Here is a 23,660-nt window from a genome sequence, read left to right as displayed (position 1 = left end):
GGCGTGAAGTCGTACGCCGCGGTCGACCTGGGCGCCTCCAGCGGGCGGGTGATGGTCGGCCGCGTGACCCCGGACTCGCTGGAGCTGAGCGAGGCGCACCGGTTCCCCAATCGGCCCGTGCGGGTGCGGGAGGGGCTGCGCTGGGACGTGCTCGGCCTGTACGCCGGTGTGCTGGACGGGCTGCGGGCGGCCGGTGCCCACTGCGGTGGACGGCTCGACTCCGTCGGCATCGACAGCTGGGCCGTCGACTACGGCCTGCTGGACGCCGACGGCGCCCTGCTCGGCAACCCGGTGCACTACCGCGACACCCGTACCGAGGGCGTCGCCGAGAAGGTGTGGGCCACCGTGCCGGCCGCCGAGCTGTACGCGGCGACCGGCCTGCAGTACGCCCCCTTCAACACCCTGTACCAGTTGACGGCCGCGCGCTCCACAGCTCAACTCGCCCACGCCCGGCGTCTGTTGCTCATCCCCGACCTGCTGACCTACTGGCTGACCGGCGAGCAGGGCGCCGAGCTGACCAACGCCTCCACCACCCAGCTGATCGATCCCCTCACTCGCGACTGGTCGTACGACATCGCCGGCCGGCTCGGCATCGACCTCGGGCTGTTCGCACCGCTGCGGCAGCCCGGTGACCCGGCGGGGGTGCTGCGGGCGGAGGTGCTGGAGGAGACGGGGCTCACCGGGCCGGTGCCGGTGACCGCGGTCGGCTCGCACGACACCGCCTCGGCGGTGGCCGCGGTCCCGGCCGTGGGCGAGCGCTTCGCCTACGTCTGCACCGGGACCTGGTCCCTGGCCGGACTGGAGCTGGATGCGCCCGTGCTCACCGAGGAGAGCCGGGCCGCGAACTTCACCAACGAGCTGGGGCTGGACGGCACGGTCCGCTATCTGCGCAACATCATGGGGCTGTGGCTGCTCCAGGAGTGCGTACGGGCCTGGGGCGAGCCGGATCTGGGGCTGCTGCTGCGCGAGGCGGCCGGGGTCGCGGCGCTGCGCTCGGTGGTGGATGCCGGGGACGGGGCGTTCCTGGCGCCGGGACGGATGCCGGAGCGGATCGCCGCAGCGTGCCGGGCCTCGGGACAGCCGGTACCCGGGACGCGGGCCGAGATCACCCGCTGCATCCTCGACTCCCTCGCGCTGGCCCACCGGCGGGCGGTCGTGGACGCCCAGCGGCTGGCCGACCATCCGGTGGACGTCGTGTACGTCGTCGGCGGCGGCACCCGTAACGCGTTGCTGTGCCAGCTGACCGCCGACGCGTGCGGGCTGCCGGTGGTGGCGGGTGCGACGGAGGCGGCCGCCCTCGGCAACGTCCTCGTGCAGGCCCGCGCACACGGCCTGGCCGGTGACCTCGCCGAGCTGCGCCGGCTGCTCACCCGTACCCAGCCGCTGACCCGGTACACGCCCCGCGGCGACACCGCGCGCTGGCGGGAGGCCGAGGCCCGGCTCGCCACGCGCTGAGCCGCCCCCTCCCCTACGACGGTATCCGCCCATTACCCTGCACTCGTCCGATGACCGACCGCGAGGAGCCGCGATGCGTGTCGCCCTGTTCCTGACCTGTGTCAACGACACGCTCTATCCGGACACCGGCCGAGCGGTGGTGAAATTGCTGACCAGGCTGGGTGTCGAGGTCGACTTCCCGATGGCCCAGACGTGCTGCGGGCAGGCGCACTACAACACCGGCTACCGGCATGAGGCGGAGCCGCTCGCCCGGCATTTCTCCGATGTCTTCGGGGAGTACGAGGCGATCGTGACCCCGTCCGGGTCCTGCGGGGCGATGATACGGGAGCTGTATCCCCGGATGGGCGAGCGGGCCCGGGCCGAGGGGCGCGGGGACACGCTCGCGGCCGTCCTCGCGCCGGTGGTCCCCAAGACCTACGAGCTGACGGAGTTTCTGGTCGACGTGCTGGGCGTGACGGACGTGGGTGCCTGCTACCCGCACAAGGTCACCTACCACCCGACCTGCCACGGCCTGCGCGGCCTCGGGCTCGGCGACCGGCCCCGACGGCTGCTGCAAGCGGTCGAGGGGCTGGAGCTCGTCGAGTTGCCGGGGGCCGAGGAGTGCTGCGGGTTCGGCGGCACCTTCGCGCTGAAGAACGCCGACGTGTCGGCGGCGATGGGCGCGGACAAGGTGCGCAACGCCGAGTCGACCGGGGCCGAGGTGCTGTGTGCCGCCGACAACTCCTGTCTGATGCACATCGGCGGGACCATGACCAGGCTCGCGGTAGGCATGCGGCCGGTGCACATCGCGGAGATCCTGGCGAGCACGGAGGAGGAGACGGCGGTATGAGCAGGACCTTCGTAGGCATGCCGGTGTTTCCCCCACCCACCCACCCGGCCTTTCCAGAGGCTGCGCGCGACGCCGTCCACAACCACACCCTGCGCAGCAATCTTCGGCACGCCACGCACACCATCCGCGCCAAGCGGGCCAGGGCCGTCGCCGAGTTGTCCGACTGGGATCGGCTGCGGGAGGCGGGCCGGCTCATCAAGGACCACACGCTGCGCCATCTGGACCGGTATCTGGTGCAGTTGGAGGAGTCGGTCACCGCGGCGGGCGGCACGGTCCACTGGGCGGTGGACGCCGCCGAGGCCAACCGGATCGTCGCCGAACTCGTCAAGGCCACCGGCGAGTCGGAGGTCGTCAAGGTCAAGTCGATGGCCACGCAGGAGATCGGGCTCAACGAGGCCCTTCTCGAAGAGGGCATCCGTGCCTACGAGACCGATCTCGCCGAGCTGATCGTCCAGTTGGGCAACGACCGGCCCTCGCACATCCTCGTGCCCGCCATCCACCGCAACCGCGGCGAGATCCGCGACATCTTCCGCACGGAGATGGGCGCGTGGGGGCGACCGGCTCCCGACGGACTGACCGACACGCCCGCCGAACTGGCCGAGGCGGCCCGCCTGCACCTGCGGGAGAAGTTCCTGCGCGCCAAGGTCGGCATCTCCGGCGCCAACTTCATGGTCGCCGAGACCGGCACCCTGGTCGTCGTCGAGTCCGAGGGCAACGGGCGCATGTGCCTGACCCTGCCCGAGACACTGATCTCCGTCGTCGGCATCGAGAAGACCGTCCCCACCTGGCAGGACCTGGAAGTCTTCCTCCAGACGCTCCCCCGCTCCTCCACGGCCGAGCGCATGAACCCGTACACGAGCATGTGGACCGGCACCACGGACGAGGACGGCCCGAGGGCCTTCCACCTGGTCCTGCTGGACAACGGCCGCACCGACGCCCTCGCCGACCAGGTCGGCCGCCAGGCGCTGCGCTGCATCCGCTGCTCGGCCTGTCTCAATGTGTGTCCCGTCTACGAGCGGGCCGGCGGACACGCGTACGGCTCGGTCTACCCCGGCCCGATCGGCGCCATCCTCAGCCCCCAGCTCCGCGGCACCGCGAGCGAGATCGACGCCTCCCTCCCCTACGCCTCGTCGCTGTGCGGCGCCTGCTACGAGGTCTGCCCCGTCGCCATCGACATCCCCGAGGTGCTGGTGCATCTGCGCGAACGGGTCGTGGAGGGCGGGGTGGCGGTCCGGCAGGGCAACAAGGTGGTGCTGAAGCCGGCCAAGGGGCATGCGGCCGAGCGGGCCGCCATGCGGGCGGCGCGCTGGGCGTTCTCCCACCCGGGCGCGCTGCGCACCGGCCAGCGGCTCGCCTCCCGCACCCGGCGGCTGCACCCGCGCACCCTGCCCGGACCCGGCAGGGCGTGGAGCGCAACCCGGGACCTGCCGGCCGCACCGGCCGAGCCGTTCCGGGACTGGTGGCAGCGGACCCGCGGCGGAAAGGACGGCGCCAAGTGAGCAGCAGGGAACGGATCCTGGGCCGGGTGCGGCGCGCGCTCGCCGACGTCCCGCCGGACGACACGCCGTACGAACAGGTCGTCCGGCGCGACTATCTGAGGGAGCACGGCGAGCGTACGGTCGAGCAGACCGTGGAGTTGCTGGCCGAGAACCTGGCCGACTACCGGGCCGTCGTCCACCGCTGCACGGAGGCCGAACTCCCTTCTCTGGTGGCCCGGTTGCTCGCGGACCGGAAGGCGGGCTCGGTGCTGGTGCCGTCGGGGCTGGAGGCGGGCTGGCTGGCTCAGGCGGATGTCTCGCGGGTCGCGGACCGGACCGAGAGCACTCCGGACGATCTGGACCGGGTCGACAGCGTGGTCACGGCCTGCGCGGTGGCGATCGCCGAGACCGGCACCATCGTGCTGGACGGCGGGCCCGACCAGGGCCGGCGCCGCATCAGCCTCGTGCCCGACCACCACATCTGCGTGGTACGGGTGCCCCAGCAGGTGGTCGCCTCGGTGCCGCAGGCTCTCGAACGGCTCGCTCCCGCCCGCCCGCTGACCTGGATCTCCGGCCCCTCGGCCACCAGTGACATCGAGCTGGACCGGGTGGAGGGCGTCCACGGTCCGCGCACGCTGGAGGTCCTGCTGGTGAACTGACAACATCCCACAGTACGACATCGATCAAAGTTTGACACTGATTGAAGTTTACGTCACGGTGGAGCCCGATCACCCAGAGCCGAGGGGGAGTTGACATGGCGAGGACGGTGCGGTTCCACGAGACCGGTGGGCCCGAGGTGTTGCGGATCGAGGATGTGGACCCGGGCGAACCGGGGCCGGGCGAGGTCCTGGTGAGAATCGAGGCGATCGGGGTCAACCGGGCGGAGGCTCTGTTCCGCAGGGACAGCTACATCGAGCCGGTCAAGCAGTTCCCGGCCCGGCTGGGCAACGAGGCGTCCGGAGTCGTGGAGGCGGTCGGCTGGGGGGCCGGCGGCTTCGCGCCCGGCCAGGCGGTGAGTGTCGTACCGAACTTCTCGCAGGGCGACTACGGCGTGTACGCCGAGCGGGCGCTCGTCCCGGCGACCGCGCTCGTGCCGCGTCCCAAGGGCCTGGACGCCGTGTCCGGTGCGGCGGTGTGGATGCCGTACCTCACCGCGTACGGGGCGATGGTGGAGATCGGCGGGATGCGGGCCGGTGATGTTGCGGTGGTGAACGCGGCCTCCAGCAGCGTCGGCCTGGCCGCGATCCAGACGGCCTGCCGGGTGGGTGCCACGCCGGTCGCGGTGACCCGCACGCGGGCCAAGGCGGAGCGGCTGCGGGCCGAGGGCGCGGCCGAGGTCGTCGTCTCCGACGAGGAGGACGTGGCGGGGCGGGTGCTGGAGCTGACCGGCGGCCGCGGTGCCGAGTTCGTCTTCGACGCCGTCGCCGGCCCGGGCGTGCGGGAGCTGGCCCGGGCCGTGGCGGCCGACGGGACGCTGTTCCTGTGGGGTGCGCAGAGCGGGCAGCCGACGCCGTACCCCGGGTTCGAGCTGAGCATGCCCGCGCTGAACATGCGTACCTTCACCATGCTGGAGATCACCCGGGACGCCGAGCGGATGCGGCGCGCCACGGCGTTCCTCACCACCGGCCTGTGCGGCGGAGCCCTGCGCCCCGTGGTGGACCGTCTGTTCCCGCTGGAGGAGGTCGTGGCGGCCCATCGGTACCTGGAGTCGAACGAGCAGTTCGGGAAGATCGTGGTGACGGTGGAGTAGTAGTCCGTCCCGCCGTCATCCCTTCGGCCGTTCGGAGACGGGCGGGGCCGGGCGGGCGCGGATAGCGTGAGGGGATGATCCGGTTCGAGCAGGTCACCAAGCGGTATCCGGACGGTACGACGGCCGTGGACGACCTCTCCTTCGAGGTGTCCGAGGGTGAGCTCGTGACGCTCGTGGGCCCCTCGGGCTGCGGCAAGACGACGACCATGATGATGGTGAACCGGCTCATCGAGCCGACCTCCGGCCGGATCTTCGTCAACGACGAGGACATCGCCCGGGTCGACCCGGTGCGGCTGCGCCGCCGGATCGGCTACGTCATCCAGCAGGTGGGCCTCTTCCCGCACCGCACCGTCCTGGACAACACGGCGACCGTGCCCTCCCTGCTCGGCTGGAAGCGGGCCAGGGCGCGGGCCCGGGCCGCCGAACTGCTGGATCTGGTGGGCCTCGACCCGAAGACGTACGGGCCGCGCTATCCGGAGCAGCTGTCGGGCGGACAGCGGCAGCGGGTGGGCGTGGCGCGGGCGCTCGCGGCGGATCCCCCGGTCCTGCTGATGGACGAGCCGTTCGGCGCGGTCGACCCGGTGGTGCGCGAGCAGTTGCAGGACGAGTTCCTGCGGATGCAGGCCGCGGTCCGCAAGACGGTCCTGCTGGTCACGCACGACATCGAGGAGGCCGTGCGGCTCGGTGACCGGATCGCCGTGTACGGGCAGGGTCGCATCGAACAGTTCGACACGCCGGGGGCCGTACTGGGCGCGCCCGCCACGCCGTACGTCGCCGGGTTCGTGGGCGCCGACCGGGGGCTGAAGCGGCTGTCGGTCACCGAGATCGAGCCGGACGACCTGGAGCAGCCGCCGGTGGCCCGTGTGCACGAGCCTGCCGGGCGGGCCGCGGAGCGGCTGGGGGCCGAGCGCGCCCGGTGGGCGGTCGTCCTCGACGCGCAGGGCGATCTGCACGGCTGGGTCGGCATCGACGAGCTGGCCGCGGGCGGCACGGTCGGGGATCTCGCGCACCGGATGACCGCGTGGGTGCCGGTGGGCGCGCCGCTGAAGCAGGCATTCGGGGTCATGCTCCAGTACGACGCCGGATGGGTTGCGGTGCTGGACGGGGCACGCTTCCTGGGCGTGCTGACCCCGGCGAAGCTGCACGAGGCGCTGCGCCGCTCGGTGGACGCGGATGCGCGGGGTGTCGCGCGGGGGCAGGTGCCGTTCGACTCGGTGTCGGACGCCTGAGGCGGCCGTCACTTCAGCAGGCCTTTGTCCTTCAGATAGGTCCGGGCCACGTCGGCCGGCAGCCGGCGCCAGCTGTCGGCCTGCCGGTTCAGGTCCGCGAGGTCCGCTGTCGTAAGGACGCCGTTGAGCCTGCCCAGGGCCTTCGCCACGCCTGCGCCGCCCGCGCGGGAGCGGTTGACGACCGGCACGACGTAGTCCGCGTTCTGCAGGTGCCTGTCGTCGGCGAGCAGGACCAGGCCGAACTGGTCGAGGGTCGCGTCCGTGGTCGTGGTGAGCACCATCTGGTCCCGGCCGTCCTGCACGGCCCGCTTGGCCTGGGTGGTGCCGACGCCCTTCGGGTCGACCCCGGTGATGTCGATGCCGTAGACCTTCTTCAATCCCGGTTCGCAGTACGGCCGTTGCACGCACTCGTCACCGGCGGCGAGCCGTACCCCCAGCTTCGCGTCGCCGAGGTCGCTGAGGGTCGTGAGGTGATGCTGCCGGGCGTAGGCGGCGGTCACCGCGAAGGCGTTCTGGTCCACCGCGCGGCCGGGTGGGAGGAGCGTGAGCCCGCGGGGTGCGGTGAGCTTCCGCAGGGACTTCATCGTGGCGTCGAGGTCGGGTGAGCCGACCGGTTGCGCGTCGGCGCCGTGGGTCTTGGCGTTCAGCCAGTCGGCGAAGGTGGCCGCGTATTCGGGCACGACGTCGATCTGGCCGGACTCCAGGGCCGGTTCGTACAGCTCCCGGTTGGCGACCGTGAGGAGGGACGTCTTGTAGCCGGCCTGGTTCAGCAATTGCGCGTACATCTGGGCGAGCAGGTCGCTCTCGGTGAAGCCGGCCGAGCCGATGGTCAGGTGGTGGCTGTCGCCGGGAGGCGCGGTGACCGCGCCGCGGTTCTCCAGGGAGGGACCCGTGGAGCAGCCGGTCAGGGCGAGGAGCGCGGCCACCGTCACCGTGGTGCGCGCCCTCATCGGCCGCCCCTGGCCCACGCCGGTGCCAGGCGTTCGGCGATCTCGAAGACGCCCTCGACGATCAGCGCGAACACGGCGACGAGGAGGGCGCCGGCGACCACCTGGGGTGTGCTGGCCAGGTTGAAGCCCGCCGTGATGATCCGGCCGAGTCCCCCGCCGCCCGCGAGTGCGGCGATGGTGGCGGTGGCGACGAGCTGGACGGCGGCGAGCCGCACCCCGCCCAGCACCATCGGGAGCGAAAGGGGAAGTTCCACACGAAACAGCATCTGCCGCCCGGTCATCCCCATCCCCCGCGCCGCCTGTACGACGCTCCGGTCGACCTCGCGCATGCCCACGTAGGCGTTGGTGAGCAGCGGCGGTACGGCGAACAGCACCAGGGCGACCACCGTGGGCCCCTCGCCCCACTTTCCGACCGGGGTGAGCAGCAGCAGTACCAGGACCGCGAAGGTGGGGACGGCCCGGCCGACGTTGGAGATGTTGACGGCGAGCGCGCCGCCCTTGCCCAGGTGGCCGAGGACCAGCGCGACCGGCAGCGCGATCAGGCAGCTGATGAGCAGACAGACGACGGTGAGCACCAGGTGCTGGAGCAGCCGGTGCCAGACGCCGTCGTCGCCCGACCAGTGCGCGGGGTCGGTGAGCCAGTCCCAGGTGGCGCCGAGGGTGTTCATGCGCGGGCCGCCCTCGCCCAGGGGGTGATCAGCCACTGCACGCCGAGCAGGAGCAGGTCGGCGGCGACGGCGATCAGCACGCACAGCACGGACGCGGTGAGCACCTGAGCCTTGAAGTAGGTGTTCATGCCCGCGTAGATGAGGTTTCCGAGGCCGCCGAAGCCGACGATCGCGCCGACCGTGACCAGGGAGACCGCCGAGACGGTCGCGATGCGCAGCCCGGCCATCGCGGCGGGCAGGGCCAGGGGCAGCTCGACCGTGAGCAGCAGCCGGATCGGCCCGTAGCCGAGGCCGCGCGCGGCCTGCCGGGTCTCCCGGGGGACCGCGCGCAGCCCGGCGAGGATGTTCCGGACGAGCACGGTGAGCGAGTAGAGCACCAGGCCCGCGACGACCAGGGTGGCCGAGAGGCCGTAGAGGGGCAGGAGCAGGGAGAACATCGCCAGGGACGGGATGGTGTAGAGGACCGTCGTCACGGCGAGCACCGGACCGGCCGCCAGGGCCCAGCGCCGGGCCAGCACCGCGAGCGGCAGGGCGAGAGCGAGCCCGATGAGCACCGCCGACGCCGTCAGCTGAAGGTGCTGGCCGACCGCGTCGAGCAGGACCTCGCGGCGGGTGCTCAGATAAGCACCACAGACCCACTCGTTGCGCGCAAGGCAGTCGTCCGGGGGCGCGGTCACGCCTCCATTGCACCGGGCGCGCGAGGGGGGCGGCGCGTTGTGGTGGACCTTCCGGGGGAGCATGAGCCGGCGGGCGAGCAGTTCGGGGTCGCGGGCGCCGCCCAGGTCGGTCTGTGTGCGGAAGGCCTCCTCCAGGGCCTCCTTCACCGCGCGGGCTACCTCGCTCACCGGGTGCTCGGAGTCCTTCAGCTCGACCAGGACGGCCAGGTACGGGCAGCCGAAGCAGCCGGGGTCGACGGAGGCCTTCTCCACCTGCTCGAAGACGTACAGGATCCGCTCGCGAGGCGTCACGGAGTCCGGGTCGGCGGGCGCGAGCTGGGCCTCGTACCAGGGGATCCGCCGCTCCAGGCTCGCGGCCGGCATCTCGTCCTTACGGTCGAAGAGCTGGTACATCGACCGCTTCGAGACACCCGCCGTCCGGCACAGCGCCTCGACGCCGATGGAGACGCCGTCGCGGGAGAACAGCTGGGCGGCCGCGTCGAGCAGCCGGTCTCGGGGGGACGCCTGGGAGGGATGGAAACCGGTCGGTCCACCCCTTGAGGCCGTCACGGAATCCTCGTGACAGAGGGGGTGAACAAGCGCTTAGATAGGAAACGGCTGCCCATCCCCGAACCGCCGGAGGCCCCGTTGTTCACGTCCGTCGACGACGTCTCCGCCCGTCTCGCCGAGACCGGGTACCTCGCCTCGCCCGCCGTCGCCACGACCGTCTTCCTCGCCGCCCGGCTGGGCAAGCCGCTGCTGGTGGAGGGCCCCGCCGGGGTCGGCAAGACCGAGCTGGCCAAGGCCGTCGCCCAGGTGGCCGGGGCTAGGCTGGTACGGCTCCAGTGCTACGAGGGCGTCGACGAGTCCCGGGCGCTGTACGAGTGGAACCACGCCAAGCAGCTGCTGCGCATCAGCGCGGGCCGCGACGAGAGCTGGGACGAGGCCCGCACCGACATCTTCAGCGAGGAGTTCCTGCTCCCCCGCCCGCTGCTGACCGCGATCCGCGGCGACGAGCCGACCGTGCTGCTGATCGACGAGACCGACAAGGCCGACGTGGAGATGGAGGGGCTGCTGCTGGAGGTGCTCAGCGACTTCCAGGTCACGGTCCCCGAGCTGGGCACGATCACCGCGACCCGCCGCCCTTTCGTCGTCCTCACCTCCAACGCAGGGCGCGAGCTGTCCGAGGCGCTGCACCGCCGCTGCCTGTTCCTGCACATCGGGTTCCCCGAGGAGGAGCTGGAGCGGCGGATCGTACGGCTGAAGGTGCCGGGGCTCGGCGAGGCCCTGGCCCAGTCGGTGGTGCGGGTGGTCGGCGCGCTGCGCGCGATGGACCTGCGCAAGGTGCCGTCGATCGCCGAGACCATCGACTGGGCGCGCACCCTGCTGGCCCTGGGCGCCGACACGCTGGACGAGGCCGTCGTACGGGACACCCTGGGCGTGATCCTCAAGCACCAGGACGACGTCCAGAAGGCCGCCGCCAAGCTCGACCTGGACGCCCTGTGACCGGTGTCGACGGGCGGATCACCGGCCTGGTCGGCGCGCTGCGCGCGCACGGCGTGCGGATCGGCACCGGGGAGACCGTCGACGCGGCCCTCGCGGTCGAGGCCCTCGGGCTCACCGACCGGGAGCTGCTGCGGGAGGGGCTGGCGGCGACCCTGCTGCACGGTCCGGCCCAGCGGGCGGTGTTCGACCCCGTCTTCGACCTGTACTTCCCGCGCGTCACCGGCGGTTCGGACGGCGGCTCCACGGACCGGGAGGAGCTGCGCGACCGCCTCGCGGACGCGCTGGCCGCCGACGACCGTTCCCTGATGGCGCGGTTGGCGGCCGAGGCCGTGGACGGCCTGGGCGGGTACGGGAGTTCACCGGGGTCGGACGGTTGGTCGGCGTACCAGACCCTCGACCGGCTCCGCCCGCAGACCCTGCTGGCCCGGGTGCGGGCCGATGTGCGGGGCCGGGACGGGGGCGCGGGGTTCGCGGACCGGCTGCTGGACGACGAGATCCGGCGCCGTATCGAGGTGTTCCGGCGACTGGTCGGCGCGGAGGCGCGGCGCCGGGTGGCCGAGCGGCGCGATCGGGACGAGATCGCCCGGCGGGCCGTCGCGCCGACCGCCGACCGGGTGGACTTCCTGTACGCCGGAAGGGACCGGCTCGCCGAGCTGCGCAGGACCGTGTCGCCGCTCGCGCGCAAGCTGGCGACCCGGCTCGCCGCGCGCCGTCGCCGTGCCGCGCGCGGCACGATCGATCTGCGCCGCACCCTGCGCTCCTCGCTGTCCACGGGCGGGGTGCCGATGCGGCCGGTGCTGCGCAGACGCCGCCCGGCCCGGCCCGAACTGGTGCTGCTCTGCGATGTCTCGGGCTCGGTGTCCGGCTTCTCGGACTTCACGATGCTGCTGGTGCAGGCGCTGCACGACCAGTTCAGCAAGGTCCGGGTGTTCGCCTTCGTCAACCGTCTCGACGAGGTGAGCGGCCTGCTCGGCCACGGCCACGCCGACCCGGACGGGCTCGGCGCCCGGATCCGCGCCGAGGCCAGGCTCACCGGCTGGCACGGCAGCAGCGACTACGGCGTCGCCCTGGGCGAGTTCGCCGAGCGGTACGGCGACGCGGTCGGCCCGAAGACGACCGTGTTCGTGCTCGGGGACGCCCGTACGAACATGAGCGACCCGAACCTGCCCGCCGTCCGCGACATCGCCCGCCGTGCCCGGCGCGTCTACTGGCTGAACCCCGAGCCGCGCGCCCAGTGGGGCACCGGCGACTCGGCGGCGCCCGGCTACGCCGAGCTGGTCGAGATGCACGAGTGCCGCAACGCCCGGCAGCTGGGCGAGCTGGTCGGACAGCTGCTGCCGGTGTGACGCGGGGTGGCCCGGCGTGATCGACTGGGCACCGGCCGGCGGCCGAGCACGTGCCATCCGCTCGCCTGCTGCCCGCATCCCGCCCGCCATCCGCCCGCAGACGAGGACGTACGACATGAGCCACCCGCCCGTGCAGCTCGGCACCTTCCCCACGCCCGTGGAACCGGCGCCCCGGCTCGCCGCCGCGCTCGGGCTCGGTCCCGAGGACCTGTGGGTCAAGCGGGACGACCTGACCGGTCTGGGCGGCGGCGGGAACAAGATCCGCAAGCTGGAGTGGACGGTGGGCGCGGCGCTCGCCGAGGGCGCGGACACCCTCGTGACGACCGGTGCCCCGCAGAGCAACCACGCCCGGCTGACGGCCGCCGCCGCGGCCCGGCTGGGTCTGGACGTCGTCCTCGTGCTGCGCGGCTCGCCCGGTGGGTCGCGCTCCGGGAACCTCGCGCTGGACGGCCTGTTGGGAGCGCGGCTCGCCTGGGCGGGCGACGTGGACCAGGCCGGACTGAACGTCGCGGCGGCCGAGGTGTGCGCGCGGCTGCGGGAGACGGGCGCCCGGCCGGCCCTCATCCCCTTCGGCGGGTCCAGCACGCTGGGCGCACGGGGCTATGTGCGGTGCGCAGAGGAGTTGCGCGCGCAGGTGCCGCAGCTGCGGACGGCGGTGGTCGCGCTTGGCTCGGGCGGCACCATGGCGGGGCTGGTCGCCGCCCTCGGCACCGAGTCGGTGCTCGGCGTGGATGTGGGCGCGCTGGCCGACCCGGCCGCCGCGGTGGCGGAGTTCGCGGCCCCGCTGACCACGGACAAGATCACGGCGGAGGGGCTGCGGGTGCGCCGGGACCAGGTCGGCAGCGGGTACGCGGCACTGACCGGTCCGGTGGCCGAGGCGCTCCGGCTCGCGGCCCGCACCGAGGGAATCGTCCTCGACCCCGTCTACACCGGCCGGGCCCTGGCCGGGCTGGCCGCCGCCGTCCGGGACGGCGACGTACGGCCGGGCCAGAAGACCGTGTTCGTGCACACCGGCGGACTGCCCGGCCTCTTCGGTCACACGGAGGCCGTCGCATACGCCGAGGAGGGTGCCGTCACCCACGCACTCTGACGGCCTGCGGCTCCTTACCGGACCTTCCCTGACCTGCGCGTACGGGGCGACGAGGGACGGACGGTCCGACGGGTCGGGTCGGCAGTCCATGCGGGTGCCCCGCGGCGACGGGCGCACCGCGGGGCATCTGCGGGACGGATCAGGTCCCCTGTGCCTTCGCGTAGTCCTTTGCCGTGGGTCCTGCGAAGTCGTACACCACGACCTGTTCGTCACCCACGACCCAGGCGTCGTGCCCGGGCGGGCACATGAAGACATCGCCGGGGCCGACCTCGCCCTCACCGCCGTCGTCCATACGGATGTGCAACCGGCCCTGAACGACATAGGCGCTGTGCGGGAACTGGCAGCTCTCGGTGCCCGCGATCGGCGCCACGGACTCCGACCAGCGCCAGCCCGGTTCGAAGGTGCCCACGGCGAAGTCGAGTCCCGTCAGGTGGACGGCTTCGAGATGACCGCGAGGGAAGTCGCGCCGCTCGTCCGGCTTGTCCACCGTCTTCACTTCCAGCATCACGGTGTCCTCCCTTCCGGCCGCTCACCGCGGCCGGGGCCGGCCCCCGTCCCCCGGCGGCCTCGGACGGCACCGGCGCTGCGGCGGTGGCCGTACCCCACGCCTCCATCCTCGGCCCGGCCTCACAGGGCCGCCATTCGGGGGAACCCGCGTCGACAACGTTGTCTCGACGTGATGCGTGGCTCACGGGGCACTGCAGTGGGGGTCCCGATCAGCGCTGAAGGGCGCCCTGAGCGGGAACCTGGGCCGAACCGGTGGTCCGCTCGGCTCGTCCTACGGCGAACACCGCGTACGCGTAGGCGAGATCGAGGAGGAAGCAGCCGATGTAGAAGTAGTACATGAGGGCGTTGTCGTAGCGCGGATCCCCGTCGGGGTCGGTGAGCAGCGCGAGTGAGGCGCAGGCGGTTCCCAGCAGTTTGGTCACGGCGATGCCCACCGACTGGCCGCGCGTTCCCCGGCGGGCGGCCAGCATCGCCAGGAACATGCCGGACATGGCCAGGTTGCTGCCGAACGCGGTGATCGCGCCGACGCCCTCGTCGAACTGCTCGGAGACGTAGTTCATGCCCGGGTAGGCCAGGGCGAGCAGGACGGCCAGCGCGGGCAGGAACAACCGGTCGGGGAGGTAGGGGAATTCGGCCCGTCCGAAGCGTACGACGGTGTAGCCGATGGCGAGGTCGAAGCAGAACCAGACGATGTTGATCACGTGCATCACTCCGGACGGAGGGCGTACGAACGCGAACATGAACTCCCAGCTGATGTTGGTGGCGAACGCGACGACGGGCATCCCGAACGTCCGCGCCCGCAGCCCGGTGCGGATCAGCAGCACGTACGCGGCCGTCCAGAAGAGCCCCGTACCGAGCAGAAAAGCCGTGTGCACCGCCGCCATGAACACCCTCCGTAAGTCGACCGTCACGCCAGCAGGTGCTTACTCTGACACGGTGACAGCCACGAGCACAGCGTCGATCGCGACGGACGAGACCTTCGACCCGCCGCTACGGCCGCTTCCCGAGCGGGCCGCCGTGCTGCTGGGCCGGGTTGACGCCCCACCACGTCTGGTGGCCCACCTCAGAGCGGTGCACGACGTGGCGGCGCGGCTCGTGGAGTGGGTGCAACGGCGCTGTCCGGGGCTGGAGTTCGACGCCGAGGCGGTGCTCTTCGGTGCCGCCACGCACGACATCGGCAAGGCCGTGCACGTGGCCGAGCTGTCCGGCCCGGGCGCCCGGCACGAGGAGGCCGGGCAGGAACTGCTGCTGACGCACGGTGTGGAGTCCGGTCTGGCCCGGTTCGCCGCGACGCACGCCTCCTGGACCGCGCCCGGGATCGGTGTCGAGGATCTGCTGGTGAGCCTCGCCGACAAGGTCTGGAAGGGCAAGCGCGTCCCGGAGCTGGAGGATCTCGTCGTGGCCCGGCTGGCCGGTGCCGACGGGCGGGCGGTCTGGGAGTGGTTCATGGAGCTGGACGAGGCCCTCACCGGGATCGGAGAGGGGGCCGACCGTAGGCTGGCCTACCAGATGTCCCACCCCCTCACCCGAAGGTGACCATGTACGCGATCCCCCTCGGCGACGACGGCGCCGAGCTGTGTCCGCTCGGCCCCTGGCAGGCCGGGGAGTTCCTCGGCCATGTGGACCGGGGGCGGGAGTTCATCGGGCAGTTCAACGGGCTGCCGGACGTGGTCACGGACCTGGCGTCCAGCCGGGCGTTCCTCACGGCGTACGCCGAGAAGGAGGCGGCCGACGCGGGCCGCATCTGCGGGATCCGGTACGGCGGCACGCTGGTCGGGGCGGTGATCCTGCGCAGGATGGACGTGGCGCAGGGCACCGCCGAGGCGGGCTGCTGGCTGGAGCCGGCGGCGGTGGGCCGCGGGCTGGTGACGCGGGCGGCCCGGGTGCTGATCGACTGGGCGGTCCGGGAGCGGGGCATCCACCGTGTGGAGTGGTGGGTGTCGCCGCACAACGCCCCGAGCATCGCGGTCGCCCGGCGGCTGGGAATGCGCAGGGACGGGGTCCTCAGGGAGAGTTACCTGTACCGGGGCGAGCGGCACGACGAGGAGATCTGGTCGGTGCTGGCGCCGGAGTGGACCGGCGGAGCGCACTGAGCTACCAGGTCCGCGCCGCGCGCAGCAGGAAGTCACGGACCCGGATCACGTCGGGGTTGTCCGAGGCGCCGGGGCGCTGGACGAGGAAACCCGTGTTGATCGGCGGGTCCTCCGGCTCCAGCAGCTCCACGAGCACGCCGGACTCCAGCAGGTCCGCGCACAGGTAGCGGGGCAGCACGCTGAACCCCGCGCCCGCGACCACCGCCGCCAGCACCCCGCGCAGGTCGGGCACGGTCATGGCGGCGGTGCAGGACAGGCGCCGGCCGAAGACGTGCCGCCAGTAGCGGCGGGCGATCGGCAGGTCCTCGGCATAGCTGACCAGGGGTACGGAGTGCAGGGCGGCGGGCCCTTCGACGGGCAGCCGGTCCGTCAGGCGCTCCGCCCAGACGGGCGCGGCGACCAGGACGAACTCCTCGTCGGCGAGCGGCACGGCGTGCAGCGTGCGGCCGCGCGGGCGGGCGGTGGCGATCACCAGGTCGTGGCGGCCCGCGCGCAGTTCGTCCAGCAGCGGATCGGTCAGGCCCGTCGCCACCCGCAGCCGTACGCCCTCGGCCACCAGGGGGGCCAGGGCGGGCAGGACGGTGGTGCACAGGAACTCGGCCGGGCCGGCGAGATGGACGGGCTCCGGGCGTGCGCCCTCCAGCGGGTCGGGGCCGGCGACGGCGGCCAGCTCGTCCAGGGGCGCCGCGATCCGGGCGGCCAGTTCGTCGGCCACCGGCGTCGGCGCGACCCCGCGCGGCAGCCGTTCGAACAGCTCCCGGCCACTGAGCCGTTCCAGCGCGCGCATCTGCGTCGTCACCGTCGGCTGCGACAGGCCCAGCAGGCGGGCGGCGCCGGTGAAGGAGCCGGAGCGGTAGACCGCCAGGAAGGTGCGCAGCAGGTTCAGGTCGAGGGAAGGGATGTCCACGAGGCCGAGTATTCACCGGGCGCCGACCGCGCGACCCATAGGAGATCCAATGTCTGCCATACGATGCTTCATTGGTTGCCTATGGGTGGTGTCGCCTACGTTTGCCGCACAAGCGCAAGTACAGGGACAGGGAGACGAAGACCCATGCCGAAGATCCTTTTCGTGCTGACCGGTGCCGACCACTGGACGCTCGCCGACGGCACCCGGCACCCCACCGGCTTCTGGGCCGAGGAGGCCGTGGTCCCGTACCGCGCTCTCAAGGCCGCCGGCCACGAGGTCGTCGTCGCCACGCCGGGCGGTGTGGTGCCCCAGGTCGACCGGGCGAGCCTCGCGCCGGAGTTCAACGGCGGTCAGGAGGGGGCCGACGAGGTGGCGCGCGCCCTGGAAGAGATGACCGAGCTCCGGGAGCCGGTGAAGCTGACGGAGGTCGACCTGGACGACTTCGCCGCCGTGTTCTACCCCGGCGGGCACGGGCCCATGGAGGACCTGACCGTGGACGCCGGCTCGGGCCGGCTGCTGGCCGCGGCCCTCGGCTCGGGCAAGCCGCTGGCGGTGGTCTGCCACGGTCCGGCCGCGCTGCTCGCGGCGGCAGGGGCCGACGGCTCGAACGCCTTCGCCGGTTACCGGGTGGCGGCCTTCACCAACGAGGAGGAGAGGCAGGGCGGGTTCGCCGAGCGGGCCAAGTGGCTGCTCCAGGACCGGCTGACCGAGGCCGGTGTCGACGTGCAGGTGGCCGAGCCGTGGGCGCCGTTCGTGGTCGTCGACCGCAACCTGGTCACCGGCCAGAACCCGGCCTCCTCGGCACCGGTCGCCGAGGAGCTGCTCAAGAAGCTGGGCTGAAGCAGCGGCGGTCGGCCACACGTGCGGAAAATTGGCCGGCCGTCGCCTGCAACCTCGCCCGGGGCCGGACGTCTGTCGGGGTGGAGGCCTCCACTTCGACCGATGCCCGAACCGAGCGACCGAAGGAACCCATGTCCGCACACCGTGTCCCCCGATCTCGCCGCATGCGCAGGCTGCGCGCCGCCCTGGGGGTCTCCGCCGTCGGCGCGGCTCTGGCCGTCGGCGGCACCGTGACCGCCCAGGCGGTCCAGAGCAACGCCCACCCCGTGTCCCGGTCCGACAGCACCGCGACGCCGTCACCCGTGCCGTCCCCGGTCCACACGGCGACACCGAAGCCGGTGCCGTCCACCCCGCACACGGGCACCCCCACTCCGGTGCCGTCCACCCCGCACACGGGCACCCCCACTCCGGTGCCGTCTCCCACGCACCCGGGGACGCCGCAGCCCGTGCCGGCCACCCCGTCGCCGGTCCCGTCCACCGCAACCCCGTCACCGATTCCGTCAACCGCGCCCCCGGCCCCGGTGCCGGCACCGCACCACGGCCACCCGAGGGCGCACCACGGCCGCCCGGCGGCATCGCCGAGTCCGGTCCCCGCGGCCGGGTACGCCACGCCTTCGCCGGTTCCGCAGCAGCACTGAGGCATGCCGGTGTGCGGGGAGTCGCCGGGTGCGGCTCCCCGCACACCCGGCCGGGAGACCCATGACGACAGCCACACCACCAGCGGCGGCCCTGCCCTGGGACCGGGCCGGCGCCCCGCGGTGCGCCCCGCCCTGGCGCAGGTTCACGCATGCGCTGCGGACCCGCTTCCTCGCGCGCGTACGTGCCGCAGCGACGGCCGACCCGGCACCACCCGGCCACCGCGCCCGCACCGGGGCACAGGAGCTGGTCGTCCCCGAACCCCCGCTCGGCATCGAGGAGTTGTACCACCATCGCCGGCTGTCCCTGGTGCGCCTGGCGGTGCTGCTGGTGGACGACCTGCCCACGGCCGAGGACGTCGTACAGGACGCCTTCACGGCGCTGTTCCGCCGCCACGGCCACCGGCTCGGCTCGCTGGACGACCCCGAGGCGTACCTGCGGACCAGTGTCGTCAACGGGGCCCGCTCGGTGCTGCGGCGGCGCAGGACCGTACGGGCGCACACCCCCGAACGCGAGCAGCACGCGCCTGCCCCTGAAGAGGACGTCCTGATCCACGAGGACCACCGGGAGGTGCTGGCGGCCCTGCGGACGCTGACTCCGCGCCAGCGCGAGGTGCTGGTCCTGCGGTACTGGTCACATCTGACCGAGGCCGAGATCGCGGCGACGCTCGGTCTGTCGCGGGGCACCGTCAAGTCCACGGCCAGCCGGGCCCTGGACGCCCTCGGCCGACGTCTGGAGGGTCTTCGATGAACACATCCGGTACCGGGACCGCACCGACGCCGGTCGAGGAGCGGCTGCGGGCCGCACTGGCCGCTCGGGCGCAGTCCGTCGGCCCGGCCGACCTGCGGCCGCTGCACCCGCCGGCCGGGTCCGCCCGCCCCCGCCGGGCACACCTGCGCCGGGTCGCGGTGGGGCTGCTCGCCCTGGCCGCGGTGGCGGCCCTGGTGTTCTTCGTCACCCTGCGGAGCGCCCCGGCCCGCCCTGCCGAGCCGGCCCACTCCCCCAGGCCCACGACCAGCACACCCTCACCGGTCCCCAGCCCGATCCACCCGACCACGGCCGAACCGTCCCCCAGCTCCCCGAAACCGTGATCCGGGGAGCCACGCGGGAAGCCGACAGCAGCGGTCCCCCGGGCCACTCGGCGTGGTGCAGGTCTCCTGCCACATGTGCCCGGCGGCCAGTGAGGCTGCGCACACTCCGGGCGTCTGCCGCGTACGGCGACTAGGGTGACAGGAGATGCCGAAGGGGGGCACAACCGGCGGAGGGCAAGTCTGTGGCGGACGAGAGGCGGCTCGTCGCGGGGCGCTACCGGCTCAACGAGCGGATCGGCCGCGGCGGCATGGGCACCGTGTGGCGCGCCCAGGACGAGGTGCTCGCCCGCGAGGTCGCCCTCAAGCAGCTGCACACGCAGCCCCACCTGACCGACGACGAGCTGGCCACCCTCTACGAGCGCACCCGCCGCGAAGCGCGCAGCGCCGCCCGCGTCGTACATCCCAACGTGGTCGTCGTCCACGACGTGGTGGACGACGAGGGCCGGCCCTGCATCGTCATGGAGTACGTCCGCGCGCCCACCCTCGCCGACCTCCTGAAGGGCGGCCGGGCCGTCCCGCCCGAGGAGGCGGCCCGGATCGGCCTGGGCATGATCGCCGCGCTGCGCGCCGCGCACGCCGCCGATGTGCTGCACCGCGACGTCAAGCCCGGCAACGTGCTCCTCGGCGCCGAGGGCCGCATCGTCCTCACCGACTTCGGCATCGCCGTCACCGCCGGGGCGTCGACGCTGACCCAGACCGGTCAGATGGTCGGCTCCATCGACTACATGGCGCCGGAGCGGATCCGCGGGCACAAGCCCGGCCCCGCCTCCGACCTCTGGTCACTGGGGGCGACGCTGTACCAGGCGGTGGAGGGACGCCCGCCGTACCGCCGCGAGACGGCGATGGAGACGGCGTACGCCATCGCCGTCGACCCGCTGGAGCCGATGAGGCAGGCCGGCGCCCTGGAGCCGCTGATCGACGCCCTGCTGACCAAGGACCCCGAACAGCGCCCGTCGGCGGAGCAGACGGAACGGGCCCTGCGGGCCGCGTCGGCGGACGGGACCGGTACGGCGGGACACGCCCTCGCCTCCGCCGCCGCTCCGGCGAGCCCCGTCACGCAGACCGGTCCGGTGCCCGCGCCGCCGCCCACGCAGACCGGCCCCGCACCGGACTCCCCCACGCGGGCACACGCCCGCCGCAAGCGCCGCACCTCACGCAGGCGCCTCGCCCTGGTGTCCGCCGTGGTCGCGCTGGCCGCCGCGGCCGGTGCCGTCACGTACGTCACGGCGAGGCACCACGGCGAAGGCTTGTCGCTCACCCAGCACACCACCCACACCCCCACCCCCAGCGCCACGCCCACCCCGGCGGCCGTCCCCGACGGCTACCACCTGGTCAGCGACACGAAGCTCGGGGTCTCCTTCCCCCTCCCCGACGGCTGGAAGGCGGGCAAGCGGACCGGCGACACGCTCACCTACACCGACCCGACCGGTCTGGTCGGCATCACGATCGGCACGGTGGAGCCCGCCGGGCCGAACCCCGTCACGCACTTCCAGGACATCGAGGCGAACACCAAGGTCAACTACCCGTCGTACCGCAGGCTCCGCATGCAGCAGACCACGTTCCGGGGACAGCCGGCCGCCGTGTGGGAGTTCACCTTCAGGGGGCGCGCCCGCGACTTCCGCGCGATCGACCTCGGCTACGGCAGGGAGGGCGGCCGCGAGTACGACATCTACCTCTCCGCACCGGAAGCCCAGTGGGACACCCACCGCCCCGTCTTCGACGTCGTCCGGGACGGTTTCGCCACGTCCGGCTGAACGCTCGCCCGTGCCGGGCCGTTGGTCTGCCGGTGACGCCGTGGCAGGGCTAGGTTGTGCGGCATGAGCAATCTTGACCGTGCGCCCGTACCGAGCGTGTGCGGCGGCCGCGGATTCGTCGTCGCCGAGCCCGTCCGCGAGCTGCTGAGTCCCCGCCTGGTGAAACTGGGCGAGTCGACCGAGGTGCGCCGGCTGCTGCCGAACCTCGGCCGGCGCATGATCGGGGCCTGGGCCTTCATCGACCACTACGGCCCCGACGACATCGCCGACGAGCCCGGCATGCAGGTCCCGCCGCATCCGCACATGGGGTTGCAGACGGTCAGCTGGCTGCACGAGGGCGAGGTGCTGCACCGCGACTCGACCGGCAGCCTGCAGACCATCCGGCCCAAGCAGCTGGGCCTGATGACCTCGGGCCGGGCCATCAGCCACTCCGAGGAGAGCCCGAAGTCGCACGCCCGCTTCCTGCACGGCGCCCAGCTCTGGGTCGCGCTCCCCGACGAGCACCGCCACACCGAACCCAGGTTCGAGTACCACCCGGAACTGCCCACGGTCACCGCGCCCGGCCTGACGGCGACCGTGATCCTCGGCGACCTCGACGGATCTGCCTCCCCCGGTACGGCGTTCACCCCGATCGTCGGCGCCGACCTCGCGCTCAGCCGGGGCGCCGACGTCCGCCTGCCCCTCGAACCGGACTTCGAGTACGGCGTGCTGGCGATGTCCGGCGAGGTCCACGCGGACGGCGTGCCGGTACTGCCGGGCTCGATGCTCTACCTCGGCTGCGGCCGCAGCGACCTCCCGCTGCGCGCCGAGTCGGACGCCGGGATCATGCTGCTGGGAGGCGAGCCGTTCGCCGAGGAGCTGATCATGTGGTGGAACTTCGTCGGGCGTACTCAGGACGACATCAGTCAGGCCCGCGAGGACTGGATGAACGGGACAAGGTTCGGGGAAGTGAAGGGGTACGACGGGAATCCGTTGCCTGCACCGGAACTGCCGCCGGTCCCGCTCAAGGCGCGGGGTCGAGTGCGCTGAGCTGGGATGGGGGACTCCGCTCGCCCTTCCCGTGCCCTCTCACCACCGCGTTCTCGAACTCGTGCAGAGCCCGCGCGAAGCGGGGCTGAGCGGGCGAACCACAGCGCGCCCGCGACGAACAGAACCATCTGCGGTTCCGAGGGCAGGTGCATGCTCCACGGCCACGCCATGTGGAGCGGTACGGGACCTCACCCGGCGAAGCGCGGGTTCACTCCATTCAGTACGTAGTCGCGGCCGACGGACGCTGAGTTCCCGGCCGCGGGCCGATGGCGTGGGAGTGCGCGTCATGTGGTGCAGGCGCCAAGGAGAGGTCGGCCGAGGCTGCTAGCTTCGCGCACCTGGTTCGAGGTCAGGGCCCGGATCGCGGGCGTGTGTGCGGAGGCTGCGGTGGCGAACACGAGAAGATCTCCCGAGGAGTCGACCGGTGCCCCCTTCCGGCGTCGCGCTCTCCTGGCGTCGGCTGCCTTGGCGGCGGGCACACCGATCTCACCGGCCGCTCCCGCTCAAACCCCCAGACTGTCGACGCCTGGGCGGCACGCCGCAGCACAGCGCGGGACTACGGTCCGCCTCCTCGCAGTGCCAGAGGAGAACCGCGGCGTCAACTGGCTCAGATCGGCCCTTCAGGTTGCCGTGGAAATCGAGTTCTCCACCATCCCGCCGTACCTGTGCGGCTGGTGGTCCATCAAGAATCGGAAGTGTGATGCCTCCCGGTTGATCCGGCGCATCATCTCCGACGAGATGTATCACCTCGGTATCGTCTGCAACCTGCTGGCAGGCCTGGGAGGACGGCCGCGGATCAGAGAGTCGGCACCCACTTACCCGGGCCCGTTGCCGGGCGGGGTGCATCCAGGGGTCAACGTCTATCTGTCCGGTCTGACCAAGTCGCTCGTCGGGGACGTGATGATGGCCATCGAAGCCCCCGCGGTACCGCTCACCGAGGGCGCGCACGACCCACGCAGCATCGGCGTCTTCTATGAGGAACTACTGAAAGCGTTCCGGGTGGTGGCGCCCGATCTGTCAGTGCACCGGCAGATGCACGAGCGCATCGGCGAGGACACACTCAGGCCGGTCAGGACTCTCGAGGATGTCGAGCGCTCGATCGAGATCATCAAAGACCAGGGTGAAGGCACCGCGGCCTCTGCGGCCGACGGCCAGGGGGACGGTCACCTGGCGCACTACTACGCCTTCGCCGAGATCTATCACGGCCGGCAGCTGCGTGAGGCCGACGGCGATTGGAAGTTCACCGGTGCTCCGGTGCCGTTCCCCGATACTCGGCCCATGGCCAGGGTCCCTGCGGGCGGCTGGGACCAACCGCCCGCCGAGGCCCAGCGGCTCCTGGACGACTTCGACACCACCTACACGGCAGTTCTGGAAGCGCTCGACACGGCGTGGGATGAAGGCGACCCGCGTAGCCTGAAGGCTGCTGTACGGCGCATGCGCAGGCTGGAGACTCCGGCCGTGGGGCTGATGGAGATCCCGATCACCGGCACCAAGGAAACCTACGGCCCTCAGTTCCGCCCACGCAGATGACGCACCGCCGGTCGGCTTCCGGAGCCCGGATCGCAAGCTCCGCACGCCCTGCTGGTTCACAAGGGTCGCCGGTGCGCGGAAGCCCGGGAGCCGTGCAGCCCGCGTATGTCCGCCCCGGGTCGTCAGCGGATTCATGGTGGGGATATCCGCGGCTCCCTGGCCCTGTCGCCGTTTTCCGTGTCCCGAAGCGGGGAGGAAGGGGTGGGTCCTCCTCGTGGCGTGAAAGTGGCGTCGAAGCCGCAGGAGGCGAGCAGGATCAGGGGTGAGCGCGTGGCCGATGCACTCAGAACGTCCGGCGCCGGCGCAGGCGAGACGT

The 23,660-nt window shown here is 72.5% G+C and carries 24 protein-coding genes and 2 pseudogenes; 18 read left to right on the top strand and 8 right to left on the bottom strand.

Features of this window, described 5'->3' with window-relative positions; all coding sequences use genetic code 11:
* The first annotated feature begins 3 nt into the window (after positions 1 to 3).
* The 6 genes from AQI88_RS35850 (at position 4) to AQI88_RS35825 (ending at position 6,741) form a co-directional block, all read left to right on the top strand.
* Complete coding sequence (locus AQI88_RS35850) at positions 4 to 1,455, top strand: rhamnulokinase (protein WP_067007898.1); 1,452 nt, start codon at positions 4 to 6, stop codon at positions 1,453 to 1,455.
* 73 nt (positions 1,456 to 1,528) lie between these two features.
* Complete coding sequence (locus AQI88_RS35845; protein ID WP_067007895.1) at positions 1,529 to 2,284, top strand: (Fe-S)-binding protein; 756 nt, start codon at positions 1,529 to 1,531, stop codon at positions 2,282 to 2,284.
* Positions 2,281 to 3,783: a LutB/LldF family L-lactate oxidation iron-sulfur protein gene (locus AQI88_RS35840; protein ID WP_067007892.1), complete on the top strand. Its 1,503-nt coding sequence runs from the start codon at positions 2,281 to 2,283 to the stop codon at positions 3,781 to 3,783. The genes AQI88_RS35845 and AQI88_RS35840 overlap by 4 nt, the downstream gene beginning before the upstream one ends.
* Positions 3,780 to 4,421 (top strand): LutC/YkgG family protein, encoded by a 642-nt coding sequence (locus tag AQI88_RS35835; protein WP_067007889.1) that lies wholly within the window; start codon positions 3,780 to 3,782, stop codon positions 4,419 to 4,421. Before AQI88_RS35840 ends, AQI88_RS35835 begins: the two co-directional genes overlap by 4 nt.
* A 95-nt stretch (positions 4,422 to 4,516) precedes the next feature.
* Positions 4,517 to 5,512, top strand: a complete 996-nt coding sequence (locus tag AQI88_RS35830) for a zinc-dependent alcohol dehydrogenase family protein (protein ID WP_067007885.1) — start codon at positions 4,517 to 4,519, stop codon at positions 5,510 to 5,512.
* A 74-nt stretch (positions 5,513 to 5,586) separates the two neighbouring features.
* Complete coding sequence (locus AQI88_RS35825; RefSeq protein WP_067007882.1) at positions 5,587 to 6,741, top strand: betaine/proline/choline family ABC transporter ATP-binding protein; 1,155 nt, start codon at positions 5,587 to 5,589, stop codon at positions 6,739 to 6,741.
* Positions 6,742 to 6,749: 8 nt separating this feature from the next.
* Here the strand turns inward: AQI88_RS35825 and AQI88_RS35820 are convergent, their stop codons facing one another.
* From AQI88_RS35820 to AQI88_RS48075, 4 genes and pseudogenes are all read right to left on the bottom strand, one after another.
* Positions 6,750 to 7,691 (bottom strand): ABC transporter substrate-binding protein, encoded by a 942-nt coding sequence (locus AQI88_RS35820; protein ID WP_067008044.1) that lies wholly within the window; start codon positions 7,689 to 7,691, stop codon positions 6,750 to 6,752.
* Positions 7,688 to 8,359 carry an ABC transporter permease gene (locus AQI88_RS35815; RefSeq protein ID WP_067007879.1) on the bottom strand — a complete coding sequence of 224 codons (672 nt, stop codon included), beginning with the start codon at positions 8,357 to 8,359 and terminating at the stop codon, positions 7,688 to 7,690. The genes AQI88_RS35820 and AQI88_RS35815 overlap by 4 nt, the downstream gene beginning before the upstream one ends.
* Positions 8,356 to 9,036 (bottom strand): ABC transporter permease, encoded by a 681-nt coding sequence (locus AQI88_RS48080; protein WP_067008048.1) that lies wholly within the window; start codon positions 9,034 to 9,036, stop codon positions 8,356 to 8,358. Before AQI88_RS48080 ends, AQI88_RS35815 begins: the two co-directional genes overlap by 4 nt.
* A gap of 372 nt (positions 9,037 to 9,408) precedes the next feature.
* Positions 9,409 to 9,585, bottom strand: a pseudogene (locus AQI88_RS48075) (TetR/AcrR family transcriptional regulator); the annotation flags it as partial.
* A gap of 78 nt (positions 9,586 to 9,663) precedes the next feature.
* On the opposite strand from AQI88_RS48075, the gene AQI88_RS35805 reads away from it, so the two are divergent.
* The 3 genes from AQI88_RS35805 to AQI88_RS35795 all read left to right on the top strand — a co-directional run bounded on the left by AQI88_RS35805 (position 9,664) and on the right by AQI88_RS35795 (position 12,957).
* A complete protein-coding gene (locus AQI88_RS35805) occupies positions 9,664 to 10,521 on the top strand; it encodes an AAA family ATPase (RefSeq protein ID WP_067007876.1) in 858 nt (285 codons plus the stop codon).
* Complete coding sequence (locus AQI88_RS35800; protein ID WP_067007873.1) at positions 10,518 to 11,867, top strand: vWA domain-containing protein; 1,350 nt, start codon at positions 10,518 to 10,520, stop codon at positions 11,865 to 11,867. The genes AQI88_RS35805 and AQI88_RS35800 overlap by 4 nt, the downstream gene beginning before the upstream one ends.
* Positions 11,868 to 11,982: 115 nt before the next feature.
* Entirely contained in the window at positions 11,983 to 12,957 is a 975-nt protein-coding gene (locus AQI88_RS35795) for a pyridoxal-phosphate dependent enzyme (RefSeq protein WP_067007871.1), read from the top strand.
* A gap of 139 nt (positions 12,958 to 13,096) precedes the next feature.
* Here the strand turns inward: AQI88_RS35795 and AQI88_RS35790 are convergent, their stop codons facing one another.
* Together AQI88_RS35790 and AQI88_RS35785 are read right to left on the bottom strand one after the other, a co-directional pair.
* Positions 13,097 to 13,462 carry a cupin domain-containing protein gene (locus tag AQI88_RS35790; protein WP_067007868.1) on the bottom strand — a complete coding sequence of 122 codons (366 nt, stop codon included), beginning with the start codon at positions 13,460 to 13,462 and terminating at the stop codon, positions 13,097 to 13,099.
* A gap of 211 nt (positions 13,463 to 13,673) precedes the next feature.
* Positions 13,674 to 14,348 carry a transmembrane-type terpene cyclase gene (locus tag AQI88_RS35785; RefSeq protein ID WP_067007865.1) on the bottom strand — a complete coding sequence of 225 codons (675 nt, stop codon included), beginning with the start codon at positions 14,346 to 14,348 and terminating at the stop codon, positions 13,674 to 13,676.
* A 52-nt stretch (positions 14,349 to 14,400) separates the two neighbouring features.
* On the opposite strand from AQI88_RS35785, the gene AQI88_RS35780 reads away from it, so the two are divergent.
* Positions 14,401 to 15,000 (top strand): HD domain-containing protein, encoded by a 600-nt coding sequence (locus AQI88_RS35780; RefSeq protein WP_067007862.1) that lies wholly within the window; start codon positions 14,401 to 14,403, stop codon positions 14,998 to 15,000.
* 2 nt (positions 15,001 to 15,002) lie between these two features.
* Positions 15,003 to 15,557, top strand: a complete 555-nt coding sequence (locus AQI88_RS35775; protein ID WP_067007859.1) for a GNAT family N-acetyltransferase — start codon at positions 15,003 to 15,005, stop codon at positions 15,555 to 15,557.
* 1 nt (position 15,558) lies between these two features.
* Here AQI88_RS35775 and AQI88_RS35770 read toward each other — a convergent pair whose 3' ends face one another.
* Positions 15,559 to 16,464 carry a LysR family transcriptional regulator gene (locus AQI88_RS35770; RefSeq protein WP_067007857.1) on the bottom strand — a complete coding sequence of 302 codons (906 nt, stop codon included), beginning with the start codon at positions 16,462 to 16,464 and terminating at the stop codon, positions 15,559 to 15,561.
* 144 nt (positions 16,465 to 16,608) lie between these two features.
* On the opposite strand from AQI88_RS35770, the gene AQI88_RS35765 reads away from it, so the two are divergent.
* The 6 genes from AQI88_RS35765 to AQI88_RS35740 all read left to right on the top strand — a co-directional run bounded on the left by AQI88_RS35765 (position 16,609) and on the right by AQI88_RS35740 (position 21,814).
* Positions 16,609 to 17,304 carry a type 1 glutamine amidotransferase domain-containing protein gene (locus AQI88_RS35765; protein WP_067007853.1) on the top strand — a complete coding sequence of 232 codons (696 nt, stop codon included), beginning with the start codon at positions 16,609 to 16,611 and terminating at the stop codon, positions 17,302 to 17,304.
* Between the two features lie 131 nt (positions 17,305 to 17,435).
* A complete protein-coding gene (locus AQI88_RS44045; protein ID WP_079058022.1) occupies positions 17,436 to 17,942 on the top strand; it encodes a hypothetical protein in 507 nt (168 codons plus the stop codon).
* Between the two features lie 61 nt (positions 17,943 to 18,003).
* On the top strand, positions 18,004 to 18,690 hold the full coding sequence (locus AQI88_RS35755; protein WP_067007847.1) for an RNA polymerase sigma factor: 687 nt from the start codon (positions 18,004 to 18,006) through the stop codon (positions 18,688 to 18,690).
* Complete coding sequence (locus AQI88_RS35750) at positions 18,687 to 19,031, top strand: hypothetical protein (protein WP_067007845.1); 345 nt, start codon at positions 18,687 to 18,689, stop codon at positions 19,029 to 19,031. Before AQI88_RS35755 ends, AQI88_RS35750 begins: the two co-directional genes overlap by 4 nt.
* Positions 19,032 to 19,213: 182 nt before the next feature.
* On the top strand, positions 19,214 to 20,785 hold the full coding sequence (locus AQI88_RS35745) for a serine/threonine-protein kinase (RefSeq protein ID WP_067007841.1): 1,572 nt from the start codon (positions 19,214 to 19,216) through the stop codon (positions 20,783 to 20,785).
* Between the two features lie 63 nt (positions 20,786 to 20,848).
* A complete protein-coding gene (locus AQI88_RS35740; protein ID WP_067007839.1) occupies positions 20,849 to 21,814 on the top strand; it encodes a pirin family protein in 966 nt (321 codons plus the stop codon).
* A 62-nt stretch (positions 21,815 to 21,876) separates the two neighbouring features.
* Here the strand turns inward: AQI88_RS35740 and AQI88_RS48665 are convergent.
* Positions 21,877 to 21,984: pseudogene (locus AQI88_RS48665) on the bottom strand (DUF5134 domain-containing protein); the annotation flags it as partial.
* A 406-nt stretch (positions 21,985 to 22,390) separates the two neighbouring features.
* Here AQI88_RS48665 and AQI88_RS35735 point away from each other — a divergent pair.
* A complete protein-coding gene (locus tag AQI88_RS35735; protein ID WP_244184479.1) occupies positions 22,391 to 23,344 on the top strand; it encodes a ferritin-like domain-containing protein in 954 nt (317 codons plus the stop codon).
* The last annotated feature ends 316 nt before the right edge of the window (positions 23,345 to 23,660 follow it).

Origin of the sequence: Streptomyces cellostaticus (assembly GCF_001513965.1) — a bacterium.
Taxonomy (GTDB): domain Bacteria; phylum Actinomycetota; class Actinomycetes; order Streptomycetales; family Streptomycetaceae; genus Streptomyces; species Streptomyces cellostaticus.
This window is presented reverse-complemented; position numbering and strand designations above follow the sequence as displayed.